The 25461-nt window shown below is 56.3% G+C and carries 20 protein-coding genes; 3 read left to right on the forward strand and 17 right to left on the reverse strand.

Annotation, left to right across the window (positions count from 1 at the left end; all coding sequences use genetic code 11):
* The first annotated feature begins 30 nt into the window (after window positions 1-30).
* Genes M5R41_04700 through M5R41_04710 form a run of 3 tightly spaced genes read left to right on the forward strand, consistent with a single transcriptional unit; the run spans window position 31 to window position 3200 of the window.
* A complete protein-coding gene (locus M5R41_04700) occupies window positions 31-1332 on the forward strand; it encodes a hypothetical protein (GenBank protein ID MCZ7555686.1) in 1302 nt (433 codons plus the stop codon).
* Window positions 1333-1371: 39 nt separating this feature from the next.
* A complete protein-coding gene (locus M5R41_04705) occupies window positions 1372-2157 on the forward strand; it encodes a glycosyltransferase family 2 protein (protein MCZ7555687.1) in 786 nt (261 codons plus the stop codon).
* A complete protein-coding gene (locus tag M5R41_04710) occupies window positions 2157-3200 on the forward strand; it encodes a glycosyltransferase family 9 protein (protein MCZ7555688.1) in 1044 nt (347 codons plus the stop codon). Before M5R41_04705 ends, M5R41_04710 begins: the two co-directional genes overlap by 1 nt.
* 69 nt (window positions 3201-3269) lie before the next feature.
* Here M5R41_04710 and M5R41_04715 read toward each other — a convergent pair whose 3' ends face one another.
* The 17 genes from M5R41_04715 to M5R41_04795 all read right to left on the reverse strand — a co-directional run bounded on the left by M5R41_04715 (window position 3270) and on the right by M5R41_04795 (window position 25460).
* Window positions 3270-5678, reverse strand: coding sequence for an AAA family ATPase (locus M5R41_04715; GenBank protein MCZ7555689.1), 2409 nt, complete (start codon window positions 5676-5678; stop codon window positions 3270-3272).
* A gap of 98 nt (window positions 5679-5776) precedes the next feature.
* Entirely contained in the window at window positions 5777-9010 is a 3234-nt protein-coding gene (locus tag M5R41_04720; protein ID MCZ7555690.1) for an efflux RND transporter permease subunit, read from the reverse strand.
* Window positions 9011-9038: 28 nt separating this feature from the next.
* Complete coding sequence (locus M5R41_04725) at window positions 9039-10100, reverse strand: efflux RND transporter periplasmic adaptor subunit (GenBank protein MCZ7555691.1); 1062 nt, start codon at window positions 10098-10100, stop codon at window positions 9039-9041.
* 28 nt (window positions 10101-10128) lie between these two features.
* Window positions 10129-11472, reverse strand: a complete 1344-nt coding sequence (locus M5R41_04730; protein MCZ7555692.1) for a TolC family protein — start codon at window positions 11470-11472, stop codon at window positions 10129-10131.
* Window positions 11473-11507: 35 nt separating this feature from the next.
* On the reverse strand, window positions 11508-12206 hold the full coding sequence (locus tag M5R41_04735) for a TetR/AcrR family transcriptional regulator (GenBank protein ID MCZ7555693.1): 699 nt from the start codon (window positions 12204-12206) through the stop codon (window positions 11508-11510).
* Between the two features lie 652 nt (window positions 12207-12858).
* Complete coding sequence (locus M5R41_04740) at window positions 12859-13836, reverse strand: deoxyhypusine synthase family protein (GenBank protein ID MCZ7555694.1); 978 nt, start codon at window positions 13834-13836, stop codon at window positions 12859-12861.
* 340 nt (window positions 13837-14176) lie between these two features.
* Window positions 14177-14767 (reverse strand): CoA pyrophosphatase, encoded by a 591-nt coding sequence (locus tag M5R41_04745; protein MCZ7555695.1) that lies wholly within the window; start codon window positions 14765-14767, stop codon window positions 14177-14179.
* Window positions 14767-15636, reverse strand: a complete 870-nt coding sequence (gene nadC, locus M5R41_04750) for a carboxylating nicotinate-nucleotide diphosphorylase (protein ID MCZ7555696.1) — start codon at window positions 15634-15636, stop codon at window positions 14767-14769. The genes M5R41_04745 and nadC overlap by 1 nt, the downstream gene beginning before the upstream one ends.
* Complete coding sequence (locus M5R41_04755; GenBank protein MCZ7555697.1) at window positions 15633-16205, reverse strand: gamma carbonic anhydrase family protein; 573 nt, start codon at window positions 16203-16205, stop codon at window positions 15633-15635. Before M5R41_04755 ends, nadC begins: the two co-directional genes overlap by 4 nt.
* 16 nt (window positions 16206-16221) lie before the next feature.
* On the reverse strand, window positions 16222-17103 hold the full coding sequence (locus M5R41_04760) for a DUF3108 domain-containing protein (GenBank protein ID MCZ7555698.1): 882 nt from the start codon (window positions 17101-17103) through the stop codon (window positions 16222-16224).
* Between the two features lie 21 nt (window positions 17104-17124).
* Entirely contained in the window at window positions 17125-18726 is a 1602-nt protein-coding gene (locus M5R41_04765) for a S41 family peptidase (GenBank protein ID MCZ7555699.1), read from the reverse strand.
* Between the two features lie 155 nt (window positions 18727-18881).
* Window positions 18882-19709, reverse strand: coding sequence for a formylglycine-generating enzyme family protein (locus M5R41_04770; protein MCZ7555700.1), 828 nt, complete (start codon window positions 19707-19709; stop codon window positions 18882-18884).
* 63 nt (window positions 19710-19772) lie between these two features.
* Window positions 19773-20495, reverse strand: coding sequence for a glycosyltransferase (locus tag M5R41_04775; protein ID MCZ7555701.1), 723 nt, complete (start codon window positions 20493-20495; stop codon window positions 19773-19775).
* A gap of 211 nt (window positions 20496-20706) precedes the next feature.
* Window positions 20707-21702, reverse strand: a complete 996-nt coding sequence (locus M5R41_04780) for a hypothetical protein (GenBank protein MCZ7555702.1) — start codon at window positions 21700-21702, stop codon at window positions 20707-20709.
* 220 nt (window positions 21703-21922) lie between these two features.
* Entirely contained in the window at window positions 21923-23092 is a 1170-nt protein-coding gene (locus M5R41_04785) for a T9SS type A sorting domain-containing protein (GenBank protein ID MCZ7555703.1), read from the reverse strand.
* A gap of 458 nt (window positions 23093-23550) precedes the next feature.
* Complete coding sequence (locus M5R41_04790; GenBank protein ID MCZ7555704.1) at window positions 23551-24378, reverse strand: CxxxxCH/CxxCH domain-containing protein; 828 nt, start codon at window positions 24376-24378, stop codon at window positions 23551-23553.
* Entirely contained in the window at window positions 24375-25460 is a 1086-nt protein-coding gene (locus M5R41_04795) for a hypothetical protein (GenBank protein ID MCZ7555705.1), read from the reverse strand. The genes M5R41_04790 and M5R41_04795 overlap by 4 nt, the downstream gene beginning before the upstream one ends.
* Window position 25461 lies beyond the last annotated feature (1 nt).

A 25461-nucleotide genomic window follows, 5' to 3' on the forward strand; every position in this document is an offset into this window, starting at 1 on the left:
ACGCCTCTGTACAAACATGCAATGATGACAATGCACGACAATATTGCAGACAGGAAACAATCGCGCGCACCATCGCCGCTGAACGGCCGGACGACGACGCAGGTCCCGAATCCTTTCCGACCAGTGCATGGGGTCGCGCCAGCCATCGTGCTCTGTGCCATTGCCGCACTGCTCGTCGGCTGCGCCTCTCCAACCGATCCGGATACGCCGCGGCGGCGCATAGCGGAACCATCGAAATATTTCCTCAACACGCTGCATATCAGTGAGTATGACGAGGGTTTCGACGTGTCGGAGCTACCCGACGGGGGATTCATATTCGCGGGACGCACCTGGATGGCGCATACCGCGTCAATTGACGTCCTGCTTGTCCGTACCGATGCCGAAGGCATCGTTCTCTGGAAAAAAACCTTTGGTGGCGTGTACGAGGATCAGGCCTATTCCGTCGAGCATACCTCCGACGGCGGCTTCATCATCGTCGGTACCACCGAGTCCTATACCAATGGCTTCACCGACATCTGGTTGATAAAAACCGACGCGCAGGGAACCATGCTCTGGAACCGCTCCTACGGCGGGACGAGTTACGATTACGGCCTGGATGTCCGCGAGTGCTTCAACGGCGGTTACATTGTCGCCGGACAATCTCAGCAGTCCCTTACCGGCGGCAAATATGCGATGTTGCTGCGTACGGATGAACTAGGCAATGAGATCTGGAATAAGCTCTACGGCGGCAGGGATGGCGACATCGCCGCGTCGGTGGATCAACTTGCGGACGGCGGCTTTGTGGTGGCCGGCGCAACGACATCCGCAACAACCGGCAGCAGCGCGCTGTGGGTATTCCGAACATCCCCGAGTGGTGAAATCCTCTGGGACCGGAGCATCAGTGGCGCCCAGAGCAACATCGGTACGCGTCTGCATACGCTTGCTGACGGCAGCGTGGCGGTCATCGGGTATTCCATGCCACCAAATTCCCAGAACTCCAATATGCTGTTCGTCCGTCTCGACCCGGCGGGTGATGTCACCGTGAATACCATTCTGCACGACAATGCTTTTGGTACCGGTATAGACGAAGCGGCGGATGGCAACTTTGTCGTATGCGGATATACCAATCCCTACAGCGGCGACGCCTCCGATATCGTGCTCTCCAAGGTGAGCCGTGACGGGAACGTCCTCTGGACGCGTCTCATTGGCGGCAACAGGCGCGATCGTGCCGCAGCGGTTGTCATCACCAGCGACAACGGTTATCTGCTCACGGGCAGTACGCGATCGTACGGTCATGGCGACCTGGATCTTCTGATGCTCAAAACCAACGACATCGGCTTGTACGAGGAATAAGCCCTCCCCCCTCCACTGCGATTTTCGTATCTTGGGAGAATGAAAACTGCCACGCAAACAGACGGCGCACTTTCCGTTATCATCATTGCCGGCGATGAGGAAAAAAACATCGCTGCCTGCCTCGAATCCGTATCCTGGGCCCATGAACGCATTGTCGTCTGCTCCTCCCGCGCGGACAGAACTGAAGAAATCGCTCGTTTCTACGCGACCCGAGTGGAATTCCGGGAGTTTCAGGGGTATGCACCGCAAAAACAGTATGCGTTAGACCTCGCAACCTGTGAATGGGTCTTGAGTCTCGATGCCGACGAACGGGCTACATCCGAGCTTCGTGACGAGATTCTCCGTGTCACCACGGATACCGGTGCCTGTGACGGGTACACCATACCGCGGAAAAACTATTTCAACGATATTTGGCTCCGGCATGGGGGATGGTATCCCGACCGCCAACTCCGCCTGTTTCGCAAATCGGCCACCGTCGTTACAAACCGACTGGTGCATGAGGGCTTCGATGTGCGGGGCCGTCGCGGAGAACTCCAATCGCCCATGCTCCACTACACCCTTCCGCGTGTCAGGCGGCTCCTGCGAAAAAACCTGGATTACGCTTTGTATGAAGCCCGGGAAAAGGCCACGCGACGGCGTATCGGTGTTCTGGATTTTCTGCTGCGTCCGCCCATAGAATTTCTGAAAAAATACGTCTTCCAGCGTGGCTTTCTCGATGGTTGGGAAGGATATATCGTGGCGCTCATTCATGCCTCGAACAAACTCAACGTCCTGATCTATCTCTGGGAAATGCAGCGGCGCGGCGGTGACGGGAGAGAGGAGTAATGCCTCGGCGACGTCGTATCCTCGTCGTACGTCCCGACCGCATAGGCGATGTCGCACTGGCAACGCCGACGATCAGGGCGTTGCGCCATCACTTTCCCGATGCATTCCTGGCGGTACTTGTCCGTCCGTCTACGGAACCTGTGCTGCGGCACAATCCACATCTCGACGCGATTCTGCTCGACGATTATGAAAACGAGCATGCCGGCAAAAGAGGATTTTTCGACCGGCTGCGCATGCTGCGAAAACATGATTTCGATACAGCCCTGATGCTGCTCCCATCGGAACGCCATGCATGGATGACCTTTCTCGCCGGTATACGGACGCGCATCGGGGTTGGAAACAAGCTGTATCAGTACCTTACCTTCACACGCCGCGTCAGCAGGAATAAGTATATTCCGCTGCGTCATGAAGCAGATTATTGTCTCGATCTCGCCCGTCGTCTGGGTGTTCGTACGGACGATCTTTCCCTGGAGCTGTATCTGACACAGGAGGAAAAGGACATTGCCGTCGCGGAACTGAAGGCGACGGGCTGGCGGGAGTCGCACCGACTTGTCGCGCTCCATCCCGAAAGCGGAGGTTCGGCGCCGAACTGGAAGCCGGAGAACTACGCCGCGCTCGCGGAGCGCGTGCTTCGCGAGACCGACGATACGCAAATCCTCGTGCTGCTTTCGAAGAACGGGAGCGTCCTGCAACCCTTGTTTGACGTCCCCGGAAAGGAGCGCGTGCTCATTCCCGCGCCCCGCAATGACCTGCGCTTCGCCATGGCCTGCATCGATGCATCGTCAGTGACCGTGAGCGCAAGTACGGGGCCCATGCATCTCGCGGCGGGTCTTGGAATTCCGACCGTGAATCTGTTCTGTCCCCTTACAGCCTGCTCGCCGGCACTCTGGGGGCCCAAAGGGAACCGCGCCGAAATTCTACTCCCCGTTGACGGTTATTGCTCGCAACAGTGTCCGGGCGATCCCAAGCTCTGTACGTTCGAGGGCGGCATATCCGTGGAAGACGCCACCGCCGCCGTAGTCAGACAGTTGGCGACGGTATAGCGACCTCAAAAACCGGCACGCTCAGTGCCTGTACCGGGGATATGCAGTGCGAAGCTACGTTCCGCGGCTTCAGTGCTTTTTCAGCGGTTTCGAGAGTTCATACAACTTCCGCAGACGTTGCTGAACACGTCCGAACAAGGATCCTTCGGGATACGTGCCATCCGCATCCGCGGCGCCGGCCGCAACGCCCGTCAGCAACTCGATGCCCTCCCGCACATTGGAGATCGCCCAGATGTGGAAACGGCCCTCGCGTGCCGCCTGGACGACGGATTCTTTCAGCATGAGATCGCTGACGTTCTGGGCGGGGATAATGACGCCTTCGCAGCCCCGGAGTCCGCGGCGACGGCACACGTCGAAGAAACCCTCGATTTTCTCGTTCACCCCTCCTATCGGCTGAATATCCCCTTTCTGATTCATGGATCCCGTGACGGCGATGTACTGCCGGATAGGGACACCCGAGAGTGCGGAAAGCAGCGCGTAGATCTCCGTCGAAGAAGCGCTGTCGCCATCCACACCGCTGTACGACTGCTCGAAGGAAACGGATGCGGCGAAGGACAGCGGGTGCTCTTGTGCGAATTGCTCGCGCAGATAGCCTGAGAGAATGAGCACACCTTTGTCATGTGTTCGTCCGCTCAGGCGGGCCTCCCGCTCGATGTTGATAATGCCGGCCTTTCCGGCACTGACGCTCGCCGTGATGCGCGACGGTTTCCCGAAAGAAAATCGCTCGCCCCCGTACACCGCGAGTCCGTTGATCTGACCGATTTTTCCGCCTTCCGTATCAATCAGTATCACCGCTTCATCAATCATTTCCTGCAGTTTTTCTTCATAGAGCGCGTGCCGGTTGTAGGTCTCCTCTATCGCCTTGTCGACGTGTTCCGCAGTGACGTACCGATTACTGTTCTGCATGCACCAGTAGTTCGCTTCGCGTACGATATCGGCAATTTCGCTGAACTGCGTCGTGACTTTCTTTTTGCTGCTGACGAGACGCGCACCGTACTCGACGATGGAGGAGATCGCGGTCTTGTCGAAATGCTTCAAACTTTCGTCGGTGATCAGCTTGCGCACCAGGGCCGTGTACTGGCGGACGGCCAGCTCGCTGTTCGGCATTTCGTAATCGAAATCCGCCTTCACTTTGAAAATTTTCTTGAAATCGCGCTCGTATTCATTCAGCAATCCATAAATCTCGTTGTTTCCGATGAGAATCACTTTGAGATTGACATCGATTGCCTGCGGCTTCATCGCTGACACGGACTGCTGCGTGAACATCTCGATACTCTGAATTTCCAGCTTCCGGTACAGGAGTACGCGCTGCAGGTTTTTCCACACGCCCGGTTCCGAGAGTGCATCCGCCGCGTTGAGCACCAGAAATCCGCCATCGGCGCGAAGCACCGCACCCGGCTTGATCATGGTAAAATCGGAGAAAAAGAATCCGTTGGTATCCTGTTGCCGCTCGATGGTCCCGAAGAGGTTGCGGAAGGTCGGGGCCGTCTCGATGATGACGGGGCACACGGAGGTTGCGCTGTTGTCGAGCACGAGATTGACCTCGTACTCGGAGGGGATGCTCATATCCTCGCGGGATTTGAACTGTTCGAGATTATCGAGCAAGCTTTCCATCACGGAGTTCAGATAATGCTGCACCGAATCATCCGTATAGCTCGCGAGCAACTCCTGGAACATCGGAACGAGATAAAACGAGGCCGTCTGGCGTTCATGGTCATTGATGATGCGCTGATATTCCCGGTTCAGCAGCATTCCCTGGCGAAATATTTCCTGCAGGGAATTTCTGTGCTGCCGGTACTTTTCCATCAATCCTTCCGCGTCCTCCTTACTCAGCATGTTCTGCTGCACGGCCGCGGGCAGATCGGAGATCATGATGGCTTTGTCCTGCAGGCGAACCAGCAACTCCGGATGTGTCGCCTGCCCCTCCTGCACCCGTCCCAGTAAAAATCCATCCGGCTCAATCGTCCGTTCAAATGCCGCGAAAAGTTCTGTTTCCTTCCTGTTGTATTCCTCGACAAAGGCCTGTCGGTTGCGGAGGTACTCCGTCTCTTCGAAGATTCCGGGGATGCGCTCTCGCACCAGGCGCATTACTTCCGCCATTTCCGAGCGGAAATGGGCCCCCTGGCCGCGATCGAATATCAGTAACAGCGGCTGATCCGGATCGTCAAAATTGTTGACGTAACACAAATCGCGGGAAGCGCATATCCGCGGCTGTATATGCTCGAGTATGGTTTTGATCGTCGTGGCCTTCCCTGTGCCGGAGAGACCGCACACGAAGATGTTATAGCCGGGACTGTAGAGTTCCACCCCGAGTTTCAACGCTCTGAGTGCGCGATCCTGCCCGATAATGCCTTCAATCGGCTCGACCTCTTCTGTGGTCTCCGCCGGAATGATCTCCTCGGGACAATACCAACGGTAATCCTCGACCGTCAGCTCAGGGTGAATACTTGCGGGGATGAGGTGCGTATTGTCGTTCATGGCGCTTCCAATATTGATAGAGCAGGAAATTAGCCAGAATTGCTGAAAGGAAAAAGCCGGCGGCACGAGAACGGCCGCCGGCTTTTCAAAAAGGAAGATTAGTCTTTCGCCGCGTCCATTTGTGGCACCGGTCTGCGGAACACACGCCGTACCCAGGCACCGGCCTGATTCCCGGCGCTTTCCAGAAGTGCATACACGGTCGGGACGATCACCAGCGTAAGGAAGGTGGAGACGCTCAGTCCTGCGATGATGGCTATACCCAGCGGCCGCCAGAAATCGCTGGATTCCGCGCCGATCACCAACGTGAACTGCCGCCAGTCGATATCAACACCGGTCGCGAGAGGTACCACGCCAAGAATCGTCGAGATCGCCGTCAGCACGACCGGACGAAGACGTGTTCTGCCGGCTTCGAGCAGAGCCTGCTCCAACGGCATGCCTTCGCGGATTTTCTCCTTGGCGAAATCCAGCAATACGATGGCGTTTTTCACAACAATTCCCGCCAGAGCAATGACACCGACACCAGTCATAATGATGCCGAAGGGCGTCTGTGTCACCAGCAGACCGAGTAACACTCCGATCAGTGACAGCAGCACGGAGATCATAATGACGAAGGGGACCTTCACCGAGTTGAATTCGCTTACCATCAGGAGGAAAATCAGCATGATGGTGATAAACAGCGCCTTCATCAGGAAGCTTGCGGCCTCGGCCTGCTCTTCCTGCTGACCGGAAAACTTCACCGAATATCCATCGGGCATGGGAAAGCTCGCGAGCTCGGTTTTGACATCCTTGAGTACATCGTCCGCCAGTCGCCCTTGCGCATCACCGGTCACAGTGATCACGCGTTTGTAATCCTTGCGACGGATGTCGGTGACGCCGGTAGTGCGTACAACGTCGGCAACCGTGCTCAACGGTACGGACATGAGCACGCCTCGTCTGTTCATGAAGGTGATCTCGAGATTTTCGATATCCTCCACTGTACGCCGTTGTTTCTCTTCCAGGCGAACGGTGATTTTATATTCATCCTCACCGACTCGGAATTTCGCCGCTTCGGCACCATTGATGGCGGATCGTACGGTACCGCCGATCTGCGCCGTGCTGATCTCGAGCAGAGCGGCTTTTTCCCTGTCCACGATAACCTGGATCTCGGGTTTGCCCGCATCGTAGTCGTCATCGAGATCCACCAGACCCGGAACGGTTTTGATCGTCTCGCGAATGCGCTCGGACAAGGCGCGCAGCTGTGTATAATCTTCGCCCGAAATCTCAATACTGACTGCCTTGCCGACGGGCGGTCCCATTTGTTCCAGCTCCACTGTGACATCCGCACCCGGAATGTCCTTCACGGTATTGCGAATTTCCTCGACGGTGGTAAAGGAGTTTTGCCGGCGTTCATGTTTCCCGTAGAAGCTGAGCGCGTAGTTGGCCTTATTGGAAATACTGGAGCCGCCGAAATCGAAGGGATTATTCGATGAGCCGACATTGGTGACACGGAATTCGATGTCGTCGTATCCTTCGATCTTGCTGATGTTGCGCTCCGCGATTCGGGCGACCTCATTCGTCACCTCCAGCGGAGTTCCCGGCGGCGTGGATATCATCAAGGTGACGTTACTCGGTTCCGTGTTCGGGAAGAACTCCACACCCGTATTGAATACACCGAACAGAACGAATACGAAGACAAGCAACCCGAATGAACCGGCAACGGTCTTGCCCTTGTGCTTGAGAGCCCAACGCAACGTGCCGACGTACTGGCGCTGCGCGGTGGGAAAGAATTTTTCGTCCACCCAATGATAGATCAGGGTGAAGGGATTGTATTTGCGCCACCAGGAGGGATGCTCCAGTGCGCGTTTCGCCTGAGCAATTTCCTTCCGGTAATTGATCCACACGGAACCCTGCACAGGACTGATCACGAAAGCCACGACCAGCGACGACAGCATCGTCGCGATCAGGGTTATGGGCAAATAGCTCATGAAATCGCCGACGATACCGGGCCAGAACAGCAGCGGAAGAAACGCCGATATCGTTGTCAGCGTCGCCGTCGTTACCGGAATGGCTACCTCTTGTGTGGCCTTTTTCGCGGCGGTGATAAGGTTCTCACCATATTCCTGCTGATGCCGGTAAATGTTTTCAATGACGACGATCGCATCGTCCACCACAATCCCGAGCACGAGCACGAGCGCAAACAGTACCACGAAATTCAGCGTGATGCCCATGATGGAGAGGATAATGAAGCCCATGAACATCGAGAGCGGAATGGCAGTGCTGATAAGCATCGCGTTCTTGACACCGAAGAACATGAACAGAACGATGATGACCAGGAACATACCCGTCATGATGCTGTTCTCGAGTTCGTAGACACGCTCCTCGATCATCGTGGACATGTCGTTGGTGATGGACAGAGTTACGCCCTGCGGAAGCTTTTCATCCATCTCCCGCTCGATTTGCCGGACATCAGCGGCGATACGGACGAGATTCTCTCCGGCACGTTTCTTCACGGGCAGTGTGATCACCTGCTGCTCGTTGAGACGCGCATAGCTTTTTCGGTCTTCGAAGGAAAACTCGACCGATGCGACGTCCCTGAGGTAGATCGGTTTGCCATTGCGCATTTTCACAATGATATCTTCTATCGGGCCGGGATTTTTATACTCTCCCGGAATGCGTATCGTGTAATCCGTGCGCTCGTTCTCCAGCGAACCACCGGGTATGGTGATATGCTCGCCCTGAATGGCTTCGGTGATATCGTTGAAGCTGATCTGATAGCCCTTCATACGATTCACATCCACATTGACCTGCACCTCGGGTTCGAGGGCGCCGGTAATGTCGGCGCTGAGCACGCCGGGAATCGCTTCGATCTTGTCCTGCATGTCCTTGGCGATCTCTTTGAGCTTCGGGAGTCCGAGAGATCCGCCAATGTTGACATACATGATGGGGAACTCGGAAAAATTGATTTCCGAGATGATCGGTTCAAGAATATCCGCGGGGAGTTTGGGCCGAGTGGAGTTCACCTTGTCCCGCACGCGGCGCAGGGCTTCGTCCACATCGATACCGGTCTCGAACTCGATGAAAATGGTGGCAAGACCTTCTTTGGACGACGAGCTTATCTGCTTTACATCTTTGAGTGTCTTGAATTCCTTTTCCATCGGTTGGGTGATGAGTCCTTCCATATCCGTCGGGCTCACTCCCACGTACGGGACGGAGACGATGATATAGGGTATCGTAATATCGGGTGCGGCTTCGCGCGGCATCGACATGTAGGACTGGAATCCGATCACCACGATGATCAGAATCAGGATGTACACGGCGACGCGATTGTCGACAGCCAGGTTCCAGATTTTCATAACAGTGCTATCCTTCCCTGTCGGGATATCAGTTCTTTACAAATACGGGCTGACCATCGGCTACGTTCTGATAGCCGAGCGTGATGAGCTTGTCTCCGGCGTTAAGCCCGGAGGAAATCAATACCTTCCCTCGGCTGGATCCGCCGATAGAGATTTTTCTTTCACGAGCCACACCATCCTCGACCACATACACGGAGAATTCGTCAATGTTGGTTTTGGTGATGTAATCGCTCTGGATGGCAATCACATCGCGTTGCGCGGCAAGGACGATGTTGAGTGCTGCTATCATTTCCGGTTTGAGTTTTCCCCCGGCGCCGGCAACCAGCACCTCGATGGGAATGGTGCGGTTATCCTTGTTCACGGCCGCTGCGACAAAACCGACTGTCCCGTGAAATTTCTGCCCGGGAAGTGCGTCCACGGTGAATGTCACCTTATCGCCGGAACGGAAATTTCCGGCGAAACGCTCCGGCACACCGGCTTCGATTTTGAGGTTGCCGGTATTCACCACATGCGCTATCGGCAGACCGGGCCCGCTCATTTCGCCATTTTCCACGAAGCGTTCGTTCAGGACGCCGTTGATGGGGCTTTTCACTTTCGTACGCTCAAGACGCTCGCGGCTCATGTCCAACTGCGCTTTCGCGGCGTCGCGCTGGTACTGGAGTGTTTTCAATTGCAGTTCGGAGATGCCCTGTTGTTCGTACACCCGTTTCTGCTTCTCATAGTTGGTCTGTGCGATGTTGTATTGCGCCAGAGCGGCATCATAGGTCGCCCGCGCAATGGCGCTGTCCAGCACCACGAGTACCTGCCCCTTCCGTACGGATGCGCCGCGCGGAACGAGCCAGTGAAGAACGCGACCGCCTTCATCCGACGGCACTTTGACGTCGTCGAACGAAGCCACAATACCGGTGAGTTGCAATACCTCGGCGAAGTCACCTGTCCGAACCTCCATCACACTGACGGTGACCGCGTTTTCAGCGTCCTTTTCCGAGGGCTGCTGCGCGGAGTTCGCCTGCTTGTCTCCACATGCCGACAGCAGGCCGGCTGCGGTCAGCAGCAGAACGGAGAGCGTTAAAATCATGCGACGTTTCATGGGAATTCTCTGTAGATGAAGTAATACTTTATTTCGAATCGGGGTGGTGGAGACTCAGAGCCTGCTCAAGATCGGCGGCGGCCACGAGGTAATCGTACATTGCCTGCACGCGGTTGACCCGTGCGCGCATCAGCGCCAGATCCGCATCGTTGACTTCGAGCTGTGTGCCCGAACCGTCCTGATACCGTACTGTGGCAATGCTGTAGCCTTTTTCCGCCTGTTCCACCGTGCTTGTCTGAGACTCGATTCGCTTGCGGGCTTCATCGAGCCGGAAACGAATATTTTGCGTGTTGGTGAGCATGCCATCCTTGGCCATGCTGAGTTGCTGCTGCGTCGTCATCATGTCCACGCGCGCCTGATCAACACGCGAACTGGTCTGCAGGCCGTTGAACAGGTTCAGACTGAGCTGCACACCCACCTGCGAGGAACGCACGAAGTCATTCGTCGAAATGCGTCCGAGATGTTCGTTCTGCGCCTGCCATTGATAGTCGCCGAAGGCCGCGAGCGTGGGCAGGGATTCGGACCGGTAAATTGTCACGAGCTTTTCGTTGACGCGCATCTGGTCCTCGAGCGCCCGAAGACCCGCGTTATTCTCCACCGCCAGGGTGGACGCGTTATCCAGCAGTACCGGGTCCACGGGTTCGAAGCGCAACTCGCCCTGCACGTCTATGGGTTCACCGGGCGGCATGCTCAGGAGCATCTTCAGACCGTTGAGCGCGAGCTGGACGTTGCGCTCCGCTTCGATGACGGAGGGACGTATATTTTCCGTCTGAACGCGGGCGCGTATCAGGTCGTACTCGGAAACTATACCCTGGTCGAAGAACAATTGCACATTTGCGAGGTTTTTTTCCGCGTTCGCCAGACTGGCCTGCACCATGCGATGAACATCCTTGACGAAGAGCACGCCGTAAAATGCCTTTTTGACATCGGCGACGGTCTTATTGTACGTCTCGTTGTAGAGATGCCGTGAGGCATCCTGGTAAATTCTGGCCGTCCCGACTCCGGTAAATACCGCAGCATTGAACAACACCTGCGTCGCCGAGAATCCGAATTGATACGAATTGTCCGATCCGATTTCGATGGGAATGATTCGGCCGCTTTCAGGATTCTGGAAATCCGGAAGGAAGAACACGGGTTTTTTCAGTGCGCGAATATAGGTACCGGAAGCCGAGATGGTCGGCAAGGCCGTACCGACTGCTTCGCCGACCTGATAATCGGCTTTTTCCATCCGCAGACGTGCGACTTCGAGTTCCCGGTTCCGTTCGGTTGCGATCTTCACCGCTTCGTCGAGGGTCAGACCGCGCTGTGCCGTAAGGTTCGGCGAAGCGGTTGCGGCGAGTGCCAGAATGATAAAGGCTACTCGTAACTTCATTGTTACTCCCATGCGGTTGATACATGTCGTTGATTTCATCGGCGTCGTCCCGCTTTTCCGTTTTTCCGACAGAGGACACCGTAAAAATAGGTTCGTTCTATGAGCGCAAGCCCGTCTTCGATCAGCGTCTGCGTTTCCTCTTCGGAGATGTTCATCGCGACGAATCCATCGTAACACATTTGATGAAAATGGATGTGCACGACGGATTTGAAGACGGAGAATACGGTGGTGAGATAGATAAACGCGGCCTGCGTTTCAGGCAGGGGCAAAGGATCGATCTCGCCGGTGACGCTTGCCCGACGGAGCGGTTCTTCGAGAATGAGCAAAAGATTCGGCAGCATGGCCGCGAGATGCGGATGGTGATCCATTCGGTGCATTTCGCGCATGAGCAAATTATACATCGCCACGTTGCTGAAGAGGTGCGAAAGCAATTGCCGCGCAAACGCGAGGTAGCTCTCCTTGAGTGTTTGTCCCGGATGGACGCAGGTGTTGACGGCGATTTCCAGAATCTCGTCGAGCACGTCCGCAATGACCGTCTCGAACAGTTCTTCCTTGCTCTGGAAGTAGTTGTACAGCGTCCCCTTTCCGAATTCCGCTTTCTCGGCAATTTCATCCAACGTCGCCGCGGAGAATCCCCGGGCTGAGAAAACCGCTCGTGCGGCATTCACGATTTCCTGCCGCTTGAACAGTTTTTCCCGTTCTTTTCGACTGAGTTTTTGAACTTCCTGTTGCATGAGGTATCAACACATAAAATATACTGCTCGGTTCCATCTGTGACCACGCAGTCGTTTTTTCGACCGTATAGTCACATTACGAGCAAACTATGTGTTTGTTGCATACGCCGCAAGTGAGAAATTCATGAGCGATAGCGATCAGGCGTGTCGCCGGGGATCGTTCCCGGCATCAATACTATCATTGACATTGCTCCGATGCTGACATTGTTCATGATACGGAACTCGCCGTCGGGAGTTGCAACGGAGGGAGGAGCGACGGTCTCCGCCCAAGACTGGGTTCCATGAACCGCGCTCTTGTGCGGAAATTTGCGGTCGATGTCCGCAGATATGACGACGCGGCCGGCAGGCACCGCTGGCCCCGGGTCTTCTCCTGTGTATTGCTGACATCAGAGAAAAGCGAATCCCACTGCGCGTCACGCCATGATGACGGTACATGCGGCGAAGCGGCTCCGTACGCAGATATCCGCTGCGGAAAACACCCTTAAGCGATTGTATGGAAGCGGCGTGACGCGGCTCAGGCAACGCAGAAAGCAGTGGAACCCGACGACATCCCCGAAGGAGCGCAGCGCAGCCGGCCGCACCCCGGCAGGCGCGCTTTCAGCATGTATGTTTCCGACTCTTTACTCTTTATTTTTCCTGCCGGAACTCCGCCTTACCAGCCGAGCACATACGCGAAAATCAACGGAGCCACGATGGTGGCATCGGATTCAATGATGTACTTCGGTGTATCCACGCCGAGTTTGCCCCAGGTGATTTTTTCGTTCGGTACAGCGCCCGAGTAGGAGCCAAAGCTGGTCGTGGAGTCGCTGATCTGGCAGAAATAGGCCCATAGCGGTACATCTTCGCGTTGCAGGTCCTGATGCAGCATGGGAACCACGCAAATGGGGAAATCGCCCGCGATGCCGCCGCCGATCTGGAAAAAGCCCAACGGCCGCTCGGCTGTGAATGCCTGGAAAAAATCCGCGAGCCTGATCATGTACTCGATACCTGTGCGTACGGTGTGCACATTTTTGACATCACCGGAAATACAGTGACCCGCATACATGTTTCCAAGCGTGGAATCTTCCCAGCCGGGCACGATGATGGGAAGGTTTTTCTCCGCCGCCGCCATCAGCCAGCTGTCCTTCGGGTCGATCTGATAGTACTCCTTCAGCTTTCCCTTGAGCAGGATGCGGTAGAAGAATTCATGCGGGAAATAGCGCTCACCCCTGCTGTCTGCGTCCATCCACTCCTCCAGTACCGCGCGCTCGAGTCGCCGCATCGCTTCTTCTTCCGGAATGCAGGTATCGGTGACGCGGTTCATGTGCCTGTCGAGCAACGCCTTCTCCATTTCCGGCGTGAGGTCGCGGTAGTTCGGAATTCGTTCGTAGAAATCATGCGCGACGAGATTAAAGATGTCTTCTTCCAGATTCGCGCCTGTGCAGGTGATGATCTGCACCTTGTCCTGCCGAATCATCTCCGCGAGAGAGAGACCGAGCTCCGCGGTGCTCATGGCTCCTGCGAGGGTAACCATCATGCCTCCGCCCTCCTCGATCAGTTGCCTGTACCCCATTGCTGCATCAACCAACGCCGCGGCATTGAAATGTCTGTAGTGATAGGTGATGAAATCGCTGATACTGTGGTGGCTCATTGCAGATGTCTCAATTTGATGATACGAACAGAAAACAGAATAGCAGTTTGCGGAAACAGAAACAAGACGACGTACGATGTACTACGCATAAATACGACGGAATCTCTGTCGTACCGACATGTGCCTCGCTTCCAAGGTCGCGGCTTCGCCGGCACCGAGGTCAGATGCGCGATTGACAATCGTTTATCGGTTTAACGTTTCCCGATTCCCTCCGCGCCGAAGCATCGTAGGTACATGGCACGATCGTCGGTGTATAAGAGCGAAGGCGGGACGATTCCCTCCGCCCAGGCGGACCGATTCCCGATTAACGATTCCCGATTCCCGACTGTCTCCCACATCTCTACGGCTTCGCCAATAAATCGAGGAGGTTCCTAATAATAAGCGCTGTCGCGCCCCAGATGATTTCACCGTCCCAATGGTGATAGAGCACCTCGCGTGCGACGCCTTCGTGCTGCAGGATGCGTCGTTCAACGTTGGCTTCGTCGGCAAAGAAACAGAACGGCACAGTGAAGATGCGGGCCACCTCTGCGGGATTGGGCTCAAAAAGCGCGTCCGCGCTCACAATGCCCACCACCGGAGTGATGATGAAACCGGATGGCGTCCAGATGTCGTTGTGACAACCGAGCAGGGTGACGTGCTCGGGCAGGAGACCTATTTCTTCGTGCGTTTCACGCAGTGCGGCTTGCTCCACGGTCTCCCCGACATCCACACTGCCTCCGGGAAAAGCGATCTGTCCCTGATGATGCGGCAGATCGGAATTCCTGCGCGTCAGAATGATACGCCACTCCCCCGCGTCTTCCATCAACGGTACGAGGACGGAAGCGTAGCGATAACCCTCTTTGCGCAAGGACTGACGCGTATGGCGATCGAGTCGCGTGCGAATGTCTTCCGCGGTGAGTGTGCATGCTCCGGTAATGGTGGCTCCCGACATCAGTCCTGCACAATATCGAAGGAAATGTCCAGCGCTTTGACGGAGTGTGTCAAGCCACCGACGGAAATCATATCTACGCCGGTCTCCGCGATGGCGCGCACGGTGTGTTCGTTCACATTGCCAGAGGCCTCGATTTTGATTTCCGGCTTGCGGGAGCGGATGAGCTTTACGGCAGTGGTCATTTCGTCGAGGGAGAAATTGTCCAGCATGATCACGTCCAGTCGGTCACAGCTCAACGCTTCGATCACCTCGTTCAGCGAGCCCGTCTCCACTTCGATGCGCATGGCAGCATCTGCCGGAATGCGGGCCGCCGCGAGTTCCACCGCACTGCGCAATCCCCCCGCCGCGGCGATGTGATTGTCCTTGATCAGAACCATATCGTCGAGCCCGAAACGGTGATTGGTGCCGCGTCCATGCTTCACCGCCAGTTTGTCGAAGGCGCGCAGTCCGGGTACGGTTTTTCTGGTATCCATGATGCTGACGCCGGTGCCCTCCACCAGTTTCAGGTACGATGCAGCGGCGGTGGCGATGCCGGACATGCGTTGCAGGAAATTCAGGGCCACACGCTCCGCCGTGAGCATGGATGCGAGGGATCCGCGCACCGTGGCGATGGTCGAGCCCCGAAGCACGGGCATACCGTCCATGATCTGCGCTTCGATGACGAGACTGTCATCCACGATATGCAGGACGGTGGCTGCGACTTCGAGGCCGGACAGCACGCCGTTGGCCTTGGCGAGAAATTTTCCGCTGCCAGGGAGATCGAGCGGGACGGTGCATTGCGTGGTGATGTCGCCCGTCCCGATGTCTTCACGCAGCGCAAGTTCGATACGCTGCAACATGGCGCTGTCGTGGAGGATGGAGAGTTTCATATCCTTCCGCTCTTTTTGTATTCGAAATAGGAATGCAGATCCAGGCCTCGTTCGAGATCGCGATGCGTACGGTATTGCGAGACGTAATGCAGATAATTCTGCGCCGATTTCCGCAGGCGCTCACGTTCCTCGTCGCGGAGTTCCCTCACCACGGTCGCGGGCACTCCCGCAACCAGCGAACCTTCGGGCACACGGTATCCCTCGCGCACCACCGCACCAGCCGCGACGAGACTCTCACGCCCGATCACCGCATTGTCCAGCACTTTCGCCCCCATGCCGATAAGACAGGCGTCTTCGATGGTGCAGGCGTGCAGTATCGCGCCATGCCCGACGGTCACATCCGCGCCGATAACCAGCGGGTATTTCTGCCAGGTCTCATGCAGCGTACAGTTGTCCTGAATATTCGTGCGCGGACCGATGGTGACGCGGTGTACATCGCCGCGAATAACAGTGCCGAACCAGATGCTCACATCCTCCGCGATATGCACGTCGCCGACGATAACGACATCATCGGTAATGAAAGCGGATGGATGGATTTCCGGGTACCGTCCCTCGTAGGGAAAAATCATATGTTCTCCATGAATGTCACGAATCGTAGCGCGGAGGCCGCCAGCCCTTGCGCTTCCACTTGATAAGTTCGATACGCACACTGCCAATGAGCACGTGCATTTTCGCGGTGATGGGAATCGCGGCGCTGTCGTCGCTGAACCACCCTTCGAAGCCGCCGGTTAGTCCGAAAATACCGGTGAATCCCGTTTCTCCCTCGAGTTTTCTGGTACGCACGTCGTACTTCAGCGCGTCAATTTCAATATTGTCCCTGCCGCTTCCGAAGTGGATTTTTGTCGTTGCCTTGCTGCGATACATGAGCACAGGCACGTGATGCGTACATTTCGCGTGAGCAAAGGCACGGGCGTAAAACAGCAGAGACAGGCCGTCCTGCCATTTTTTTCCTTCGAGATCCAGAGTATCCCGTTTTTCGGTTCCGGCATGGTTCTCGATGTACTCGTTGATATACACGACATCGAGGCGTGGCTTGTACACGTACTCGATATGCTTGAACGCGGAATCCTCGACGATGTACTCCTTGTTCCGAAAGCCCACCGAGGCGAGAGAATCCCCAATGCGGGTCTGAAACAGCGTGTTGAGTGTGACGAAGGGCACGCCGCGGTAGGTGCGAATCAGTCCCTCGGCGCTGACGCGAATCCCGTCGGGCATGCTGTCCACCGCGACGATACGCGACGTGATGGTCCCCAAGCCGATGCCGAGATAACTGACTTCATAGGTGAGTTCTTCGCCTGCCTGAAACATGGCCATGTTGGGACTGCATCCCGGCGTCCAGCGCTGCTGGGCATGTGTCGGAACCGCCAAAACGAGAACGAGGTACAGAAGCACTCTCGAGACCCGCGACCATGGAATCCGATAAAATGGAACGTGGCTCCGGGAGAAGCCACGTTCACCTATGCGCATCACGGTTGACACGTCAGAATCTCAGCGCAGTCCGGCGATTTTTTTTGCTTCCGGGAACAAGGTCATCGCTTTGCGGAACTGCGGATCGACGTCGAGGATGACGCGGAACTGCCCTTCGTTGCCGTACAGCGTGCGGGCCACCTGCGCCTTGAGCTGGGCCTTGAGCCAATCCTTGTCCACGTCATACTCCTTCTGATCGAAGACCACGCCCTTCGACGAACCGAAATCAATAAAGTCCTTCATCATGCTTTCCGGGATGTCGAAGTCGCGTACGAATTGCGCAGCGGTAGAGCCGTCGAATTTTTTCCGCAGGGAAGCGCCGTTTTTATCGAGGTAAATCGTCATGAAGTCGAACACGTGCACGCGCATTTTCGCGGCATACGTTTTGAGGTTCTCGTACTTGACGATGTAATCCGGTGTGATGCCACCGCCGCCGTACACGGTTCTGCCACCTGCCGTTTTGTGTTGCGGGCGTGTGGAATCCGCTTCTTCGATGTGTTCGACGTTGTCGCTGTCTTCCTCGTCGCGCTCGTAGGCGCCACGGAAATACTCCTCGTCGCCTTCCTTGTAGGGACGTTGGATGATGCGTCCGCTGGGCGTGTAGTAGCGCGCGGTGGTCAGACGGAAGGCGCTGCCGTCCTGCAGGTCGAACTGGCGCTGAACGAGGCCTTTGCCGAAGGATGTTTCGCCCACGATGAGGCCGCGATCATGATCCTGCACGGCGCCCGCCACGATTTCACTGGCCGAAGCGCTGCCGTTGCTGAGCATGATGATGAGAGGCAGATCCTGGAACTCGCCGCCGCCCGTCGCCACGAAGTTTTCGTCGAAGTCTGCGCGGCGCCCCTTTGTGTAAACGATTTTCTGGCCCTTTTTCAGGAATTCATTCGCCATGCGGAAGGACTGCTCGAGATAGCCGCCGGGATTGCCGCGCAGATCGAGGATCATGTTCTTCATGCCCTTGCTCTTCATCTCGCGCAGTCCTGCGATGAACTCGTCGTAGGTATTGGCGGCATAGCGGTTGATGCTCATGTAGCCCGTGCCGTCCTCGGTGAGGAAATAGGTGTTCACGCTGTAGAGCGGAATCTTGTCACGCACGATGGTAAAAGCGATGGGATCGCTCACGCCGGAGCGGATAACGCGCACTTTGACCTGCGTTCCCTTCTCGCCGCGGAGCTTCTTCTGCACGTCTTCGTTCTTGAGCTTTACGCTGCTCTCGTCGCCGATCTCCACGATCTTGTCTCCGGCGAGCAGACCGACCTTTTCGCTGGGTCCGCCAAAGATAACATTCGCCACCGTAATGGTGTCGTTGACGATGCGAAACTCGATGCCCACCCCTTCGAAGCTGCCCTTGAAGTCTTCCTGCACTTTCTCGAGCTGCTTGGGACTGATGTACACACTGTGCGGGTCGAGCGACTTGAGCATGCCCTCGATGGCGTGTGTTACGAGATCGGAGACCTTCACCTCGTCAACATAGTATTTTTGAGCGTAATTAAGGACGTCTTTGAACTTATTGAACTGCTCGTAGATGTTGTCCTCGGATATGGCGCGGATTTGCGTGCCCATGAAAATGCCGAAGACGAGGAGCAGAAACACACTGACGGCGGAGAACTTTTTGCGCAACATGGAATTCCTCTATATCAAGGGTGAGGGTGCGATTGCGGAAAATACCAAACATTGAATTCTAGCGAAACCTGCGCTTTAATGCAATGCCGAATTTTGCCCCATACGGACAGGGCACATCAAAGGTAAATGCGTGGTCAGGCGAAATCGTTCCGGGCTCAGCCCTGTTTTCGTACGATCCGAAAACCGATGTCTATACTGCGGAATGCCGGCCGCAACATCGACCGGAAGGACACGCGATGCCCGTAGTAATACACGAACCATGATCCTCCGCGGCACACTTTTTCCTGTCCGGAGGCGGGGCCCGTCGGATTGTCGTTGATTCCTTCTCCGTAGTAATCGACCTTGTACCAATCCCAACACCACTCGAAGACGTTGCCGTGCATGTCGTGCAATCCCCATGCGTTGGCTTCGAGCTTGGCGACCTCATTCGGCTTACCGCTGCTGTTCCCGGAATTCCAGGAACAGCGATTGAGATCCGCTGTGGAATTACCGCAGTGATAATCTGTGGTAGTACCGGCACGACAGGCGTACTCCCATTCCGCCTCCGTGGGAAGACGGTAGCCATTCGCGTTGAAGTCACAGGTGACGCTGTTGGGAATACCGCTGTAGCAGGGTGTGCGTCCTTCCTTTTCGCTGAGCTTGTTGCAGAACTCGAGAGCCTCGTACCAACTGAGACTCTCGACGGGAAGCCTGTCTCCCACAGCTTTGCTGGGATTATTGCCCATGATATCGCGGTACTGCTGCTGCGTGATTTCCGTCTTGCTCATCATGAACGCCTTGACGGCGACAGTGCGGGCAGGTCGCTCATTCTGCTCATACTTGTTCGCCGCATCGCCCATGGTGAAGCTGCCGCCGGGAATGGCCAGCATCTCTACGCCTATAGCGGTACCCGGATCGTCATCGTCACTGCAGGAAACGAACAATATCGGGATTAATATGGCTACTATCAGGGCACAATCTGTGCATCGGAAAGATCGTAACATTGTTAGCATCTTATAAAATGGTACACCGGTACTATTGCTCCACAAATATACGATATTCTCTCCCTATCTCACAGCTTCCCATTCTTCGGAAGACGATGAATTTCTGAAGATCACAGCCAACGCGTTACGTGTCCAGCCCCAGACGATATGTGTGTAGCCGTATTTGCGGAAGCGCCGGGGTGACTCATAGATCACCACTTCGGGCAGCATGACGATGCGTCCGTGTTTTCGAACCCTGCGGAACAAATCGTAGTCCTCCCCCGCAACCATGGCCGGATTGTATCCGCCGACGCGCTCGAACATCTCGCGCGTCAACGCCTGGCACTCGCCACGGCCCATTCCTTCACCGATGGCATTGAGAAAGCGCACATAGGCATTATGCCAGAGGTGAAACACACGGTCGGAGAACCTCTCTTCTTCGGGAAACACCTGCACTTCCGCAGTTGCCCCGGATATCCCATCGGTGTTCAGAGCCTGGCGCACTCTCCGGAAGAACAGCGCCATGTCGCTGACGCGTACGTCGGCGTTGAGAAATACCAGCACATCCCCTTTCGCGGCGGATGCACCGACGTTTCGTCCTTCCGCGATTGTCTGCCTCCGCGGTTCTGCATGCTGAATCACCACCGCACCCCATTCCCGGGCGATACGCACGGTATCGTCCGTACTACCGCCATCGCTGATCACCACCTCCACGTTGTGCCGCTCCAGCAACTCGCGATCGAATTGCCCGAGAAACGACGGGAGAAGCTTTTCTTCCTGAAGCGTGGGGATGATGAGGCTGATCAAGATTGGTTAAACGTTAAAGGTTAAACGTTAAAGGTTAAACGTTAAAGGTTAAACGTTAAAGGTTAAACGTTAAACGATAGGATGGAAGGATTGACTAGGGTGAATAGATGTAGAGGATGAGTCCAAAGATACAAGCTGTTGTCATTATACACTTTACAGACATTCGTGTAACTTTTAACTTTTAACGTTTAACGTTTAACGTTTGACGGCGTTAGAAGTACAGTCCATAGGCCACATAATTCGGCGAAATGCGTATGGCCGGGGCCGGGAAGCGAATGTAGTTCAGCGCCTGCTTCAGGGTATGCATAAACCAATTGTCGCCGGGTATGACTTTGGTCATGTCATAGTCGAGTGCGAGAATCACGTTCCGCTCTTTGATCTCATGCACTTCCATGTTGCGGACACTCACACCGACGGCAAGGGCCAACCAATCCGGCCAGTACGGCTTCCAGCTTCGCGGCAGCAACCCCTCCACATGCAGACTCATCCAGTAGGTCTGTCCCTCGTAGTCGTCTATGGCATTGCCTTTATGCGTACCGTTGCGCATTGCACTGGATGGCCAATAGGAAAACTTTGGCTGCAGGTGTTCGACACCCGGAACATACTCCTGCATGACGGGCCAGAATGCCCCGACAACGTCGGCGTAGGCGTCTCCGGGGCTGAATCCCCAATCTTTGGCGAAGCCGTCTTCGAATTCCACATACAGTTCGAAAAGCGCCCCCATGGCGAAACCGCCCCAAACGGATGCATCCCGTGAGAATCCCGACCATTCCAGTGATTTCTGTCCCAGGAAAGAGCCGAAGGCCCCGCCCAAAAAATGTCCGGCTTTGTCGACGTTCAACGCATAAATCGGATCATCCTGAAAATGGAAACTGGTGCGCTGATCGCTCCACCAGGCATTCCGCTGATAAATATGAATTCCCGTGACCAGGGCGCCGAGCGTACCGCCCACAATGGCCGCCCTGCCCCAGCGCACATCGGTGTGATTCGGGTCATAGCCCTCGAACGGGAGAGGTTTTGGCGTCTCCTCACCGGAGATCACCTCGCCAGTCTCGCCGGTGCCGAGCGAGTCACCGCCGCTTTCCGGGAGCTCGATTCTGGAAGTGAGGCCAAGCGAATCCTTCGGCGATTGCGCGATGCCGGGGCAAGTAACCGCAGTGAGGAGTATCAGGAAAAGCAGGGTCTGGTGGGCGCGACGAAGGGGCATGCATACATCCGGTTGCACAGAATATCAAGGTAAGATAGTGCTCTGTGCGGCGAAGAACAATGGATTTGCGATTGACGAAGTACGATTTACGATATACGAGTTGACAAATTATCTGCAGCGGTACACGTTTGCTTTTGCGCAGCTTAGCGCACGTATGGATCTCCCGGGATGCGTTCGCTACGCTCTCCGCCCTACGCCCTTCGCTCTCTGTCCCGAGTCGTTATCGCAGCAGCAGCATCCTGTCTGTTGTGCGTCCGTTTCCCATGAGACGAAGCAGATACACGCCCGCCGCCACGCGGCGGCCGGTTTGTGACGTCAGATCCCAGTTCAGCACTGTGCCTGATTCAATACCATCAAAGCGCTTCAGCTCGCGGCCAAGGAGATCGGTGACGAGCAGCAGCGCGGGAGGGGCGTCCGTATTGGTGACGTGTATGCTCACGTGATCGGCTGCGGGATTGGGCCAGACGCTGAGCGCCGCGCTGTTGGGGACGGACGCGAGCTCGACCCCGGCGATATCCGAGTACGCGGTACTGCCGTCGAAGTCGAGCTGTCGGAGTCGGTACTTCAACCGCTCCCCGGCGGGCAGTGATGCGGCGGTGACGTCCGTGTACTCGTAGTCCGCGCCCGCATGCTCAGCTGCGCGGGCGCGGATGAAATGCAGGTCGTCCCAGCTTTCGCTCTCTCCAGCAATCTGCCGTTGCACGGTGAAGCCGGCGTTTTGCACCTCGGCCTCCGTGCGCCAACGCAGGTGGACCTGATTATCCGGCAGCGGCGTTGCAGTGAAAGAACGAAAGGTGACAGGCCAGTAGTCAACGCCGTTTATGCGGGCATGATAGAGATAGGAGATGCGCCCAAGATTGTTCATGTAATACCGCCCCAGTCCCTCGGCATAGCGGTAGTGGAAATGAAACGCCCCTCCCCCCCATACTCTTCGGGGCCGCTTGAAGTTGACATACAGCTCCCCTATGACGTCGGATGGCAGCGAGTCAATTCTCCAGGGTGCCATTGGAAATGTGTCCCCGCATCGAAAATACAGACTGTCGTTACGGATGGAGAGGTTCAATTCCTCATATTCCGTCGTATCCGGGCAATACGCGGAAGCGTTGTGCGGGCCGCGATACCCGTACACGACGCCTGTCGTGCTGTCCACGCGCAGTGTGGTATTGTTGCTGAACACGAAGTAGCGTTTCCCGTTCGGGAAAAGCGAATCCTTGACGATGCGCACCTCATTCCAGCCTGAAAAGCGCTCTCCTTGCGGCGTCCAGTCGTAGACCTTGTACAGCCAGATATTGCCGTTGTGCAGAGGTAAATAGGAAAGATCGGTGGCGGTGGGCTGGGCTACCGCCGTTGTCGCGGCGAACAGCAGGATGAGACGGATCGGAATGTTCATGCGAGATATTCCTCCTGATATCGCAGTGCAGCGTCCTTTCAATGCGCAGTCGAGATGCACCGGCTCGGGGCAGAGCGAGCGGCACTTTGAATGACACATGAGATGTTTGAAAGTTACGAATATCCGAACTCTCTTTTTCCCTCAGCAGCCGTATCGTTATTCCCGCCGATTCGCGTGTGGAGATGCGACACCACTCGATGATGCTTCCCCGCGTCTGACCGGGCATCCGCGTACGAGTAACCTTCCCGACTTCACCGATGCGGCACCCAGATCAGACGAAACTATTTTGCCTGGCCAAGACAGGATGACAGAGAAGAAATAATCGCAAAGACGCCCCTTCTCTTTGCGCCTCTGCAACTTTGCGCCTTTGCGTTCATTCCCATCTTTTTCTTCTCCCGACTCCTAAAAAAATCCCCCATCGGAAGACGGGGGAAAATGAAACAGATGCTGGCCGAAGCTTACCAGTCGGTGCGCTCCTGGCCGAAGACCTCGAGCTTGCCGTTGATGTGCTTCGCCTGTATCAACACACCGTTGTCATAGGCATTCGCGTGACAGCCGGTACAGTTCGTTACCGGGGAGTGCGGCGGTTTCGGCAACGGACTTCCGGTTGCGGGATCGCCGTGGCAGCTTCCGCACTTCGCCTGATCCGCGCCCTTCCATGCAACAGTGGCGTTGTTGCCGTTGGTGAAATTTCCGTGGCAATAGGTATTGGAGCAGGTTCCTGCGGCGGCATCATACGTCGGGGTCCCTGTCGTGCCTTTGGTTTGAATAGCGGCAAAGGCGTTGTTGAACATCACCTCAGCCTTACCCGGCGTGGTCTTGTCGATGTGGACGGGATCGCTGAAATTGGCCGGGAGGTCGTGGCAATCCGAACAAGCGACAGTCACCGCGGACAGCGTGCCGCCTTCAAGATGCAGCTTGTGGGCGTTGTACCACTGCGGATAGGCCTTTTTGGTCTGTGAATCTCCATGACAGAGATAGCAGGCCTCGGGACCTCCGTCGGCGGTAACATGGCAACCGCTGGCGTTACAGGACTGCCCGGTAAGACCACCGGCGTAATCGGGACCATGGCAGGTGCGGCAGGAGGAGATGTCCCAGCCGAGACGGTTGCGAATGTCCTTGCCGTGGAAATTGTCCGCGGTAAACACACCGTAGCCGTTGCCATGCGCCCCGTACAGCACGGGCTCGCCCGGGAGATCGGCCGGATCCTTGAGTTCACTCGAGCATGCCGCGAAGAGCAGCACCGAGACGAACAGCACAGAGAGAATCGGAGTGAGTCTTTTCATCGCATACCTCCAGTCACGACTCCGGTATTATGGCAGGTGGCGCAAATGGGATCGCCGCCGTCAAGGTTGTGGCAGGTCGCGCAGCTTTCCATGTCCATTTTCGCGAGTTTGCCGTGTCGGTTCATGGCGCTGCCACCGCCGAGCGAAACGAAGCCCGCGAGCTGATGCGATTGCGGAACAATGCGCATGCCGGAGGCATCGTGACCGTTCTGATGGCAGGGCTGGCAGAAGCTTTCGGGCTCATGACAGGTTTCGCAGCGGCTGGACTTCGCGCGCGCATCGAAACCGTGCGTGTAGCGATAGGTCAGCGGATGTGCTTTCTGGACGCTCAACACGTCGGGACGATCCATTTTCTCGCCTCTGGGCGAAGCGGGATTGTAGAAGCGATCCGCCGCGACGCCCGACGGCACGTCGTTCGTCGGCGTGTGGCATTCCTGACAGAAGCTTTGGGAGTGACAGCTTGCACAGTCGCGCGAAGCTTCACCGTTCATCGCCATTTTGCCGTGATTGGCGATGAAATCCGCGGTCATATGATTGTGCGGATACAGCCCGGCCAGCGTCGTGTGACAGGATTCGCAGCGGTTGCTTGCCGGAATCACTTTCGCGATGTCTTCGCTGCCGCGCAGGATGGGTGCGGTTGCATCGGCATCGTTGTGGCAGCGTGAGCAGATGTCCATGGACGGATACGCGGACTCCTCATCGGCGACGATGCCGCCGTGACAGACGCCGCACGCTTGTTCCATTTCGGCATGCTGCTTGTGCGAGAAAATGAGTCGGCGGTCTTTTACCTGGAGGACCTGCGCCGCAAGATCCGCGCTCTCGTCCAGCGACCAGTACCCGCGCACGTCGGCATCCTCATGGCAGCCGATGCACGTCTCGGGAGTCGGCATCAGATTGTCGCCGGCGGCTTCGCTTTCGGCCGCATTGTGGCAGGCACTGCATTCAGCCAGGTCTTTGTGAATGGCATGGGAGAATACCACTCCCCTGTCGCCGGCGACGACGCCGGAGGGAGAGGTGGTCAGTACCGCGCCGATTACCGAAGCGGTAAGCAGCAGGGCGAGGAAGATGTAGGTTCGTTTCATG

The organism is Bacteroidia bacterium, assembly GCA_027493955.1.
Classification (GTDB): Bacteria; Bacteroidota; Ignavibacteria; order SZUA-365; family SZUA-365; genus JAOSJT01.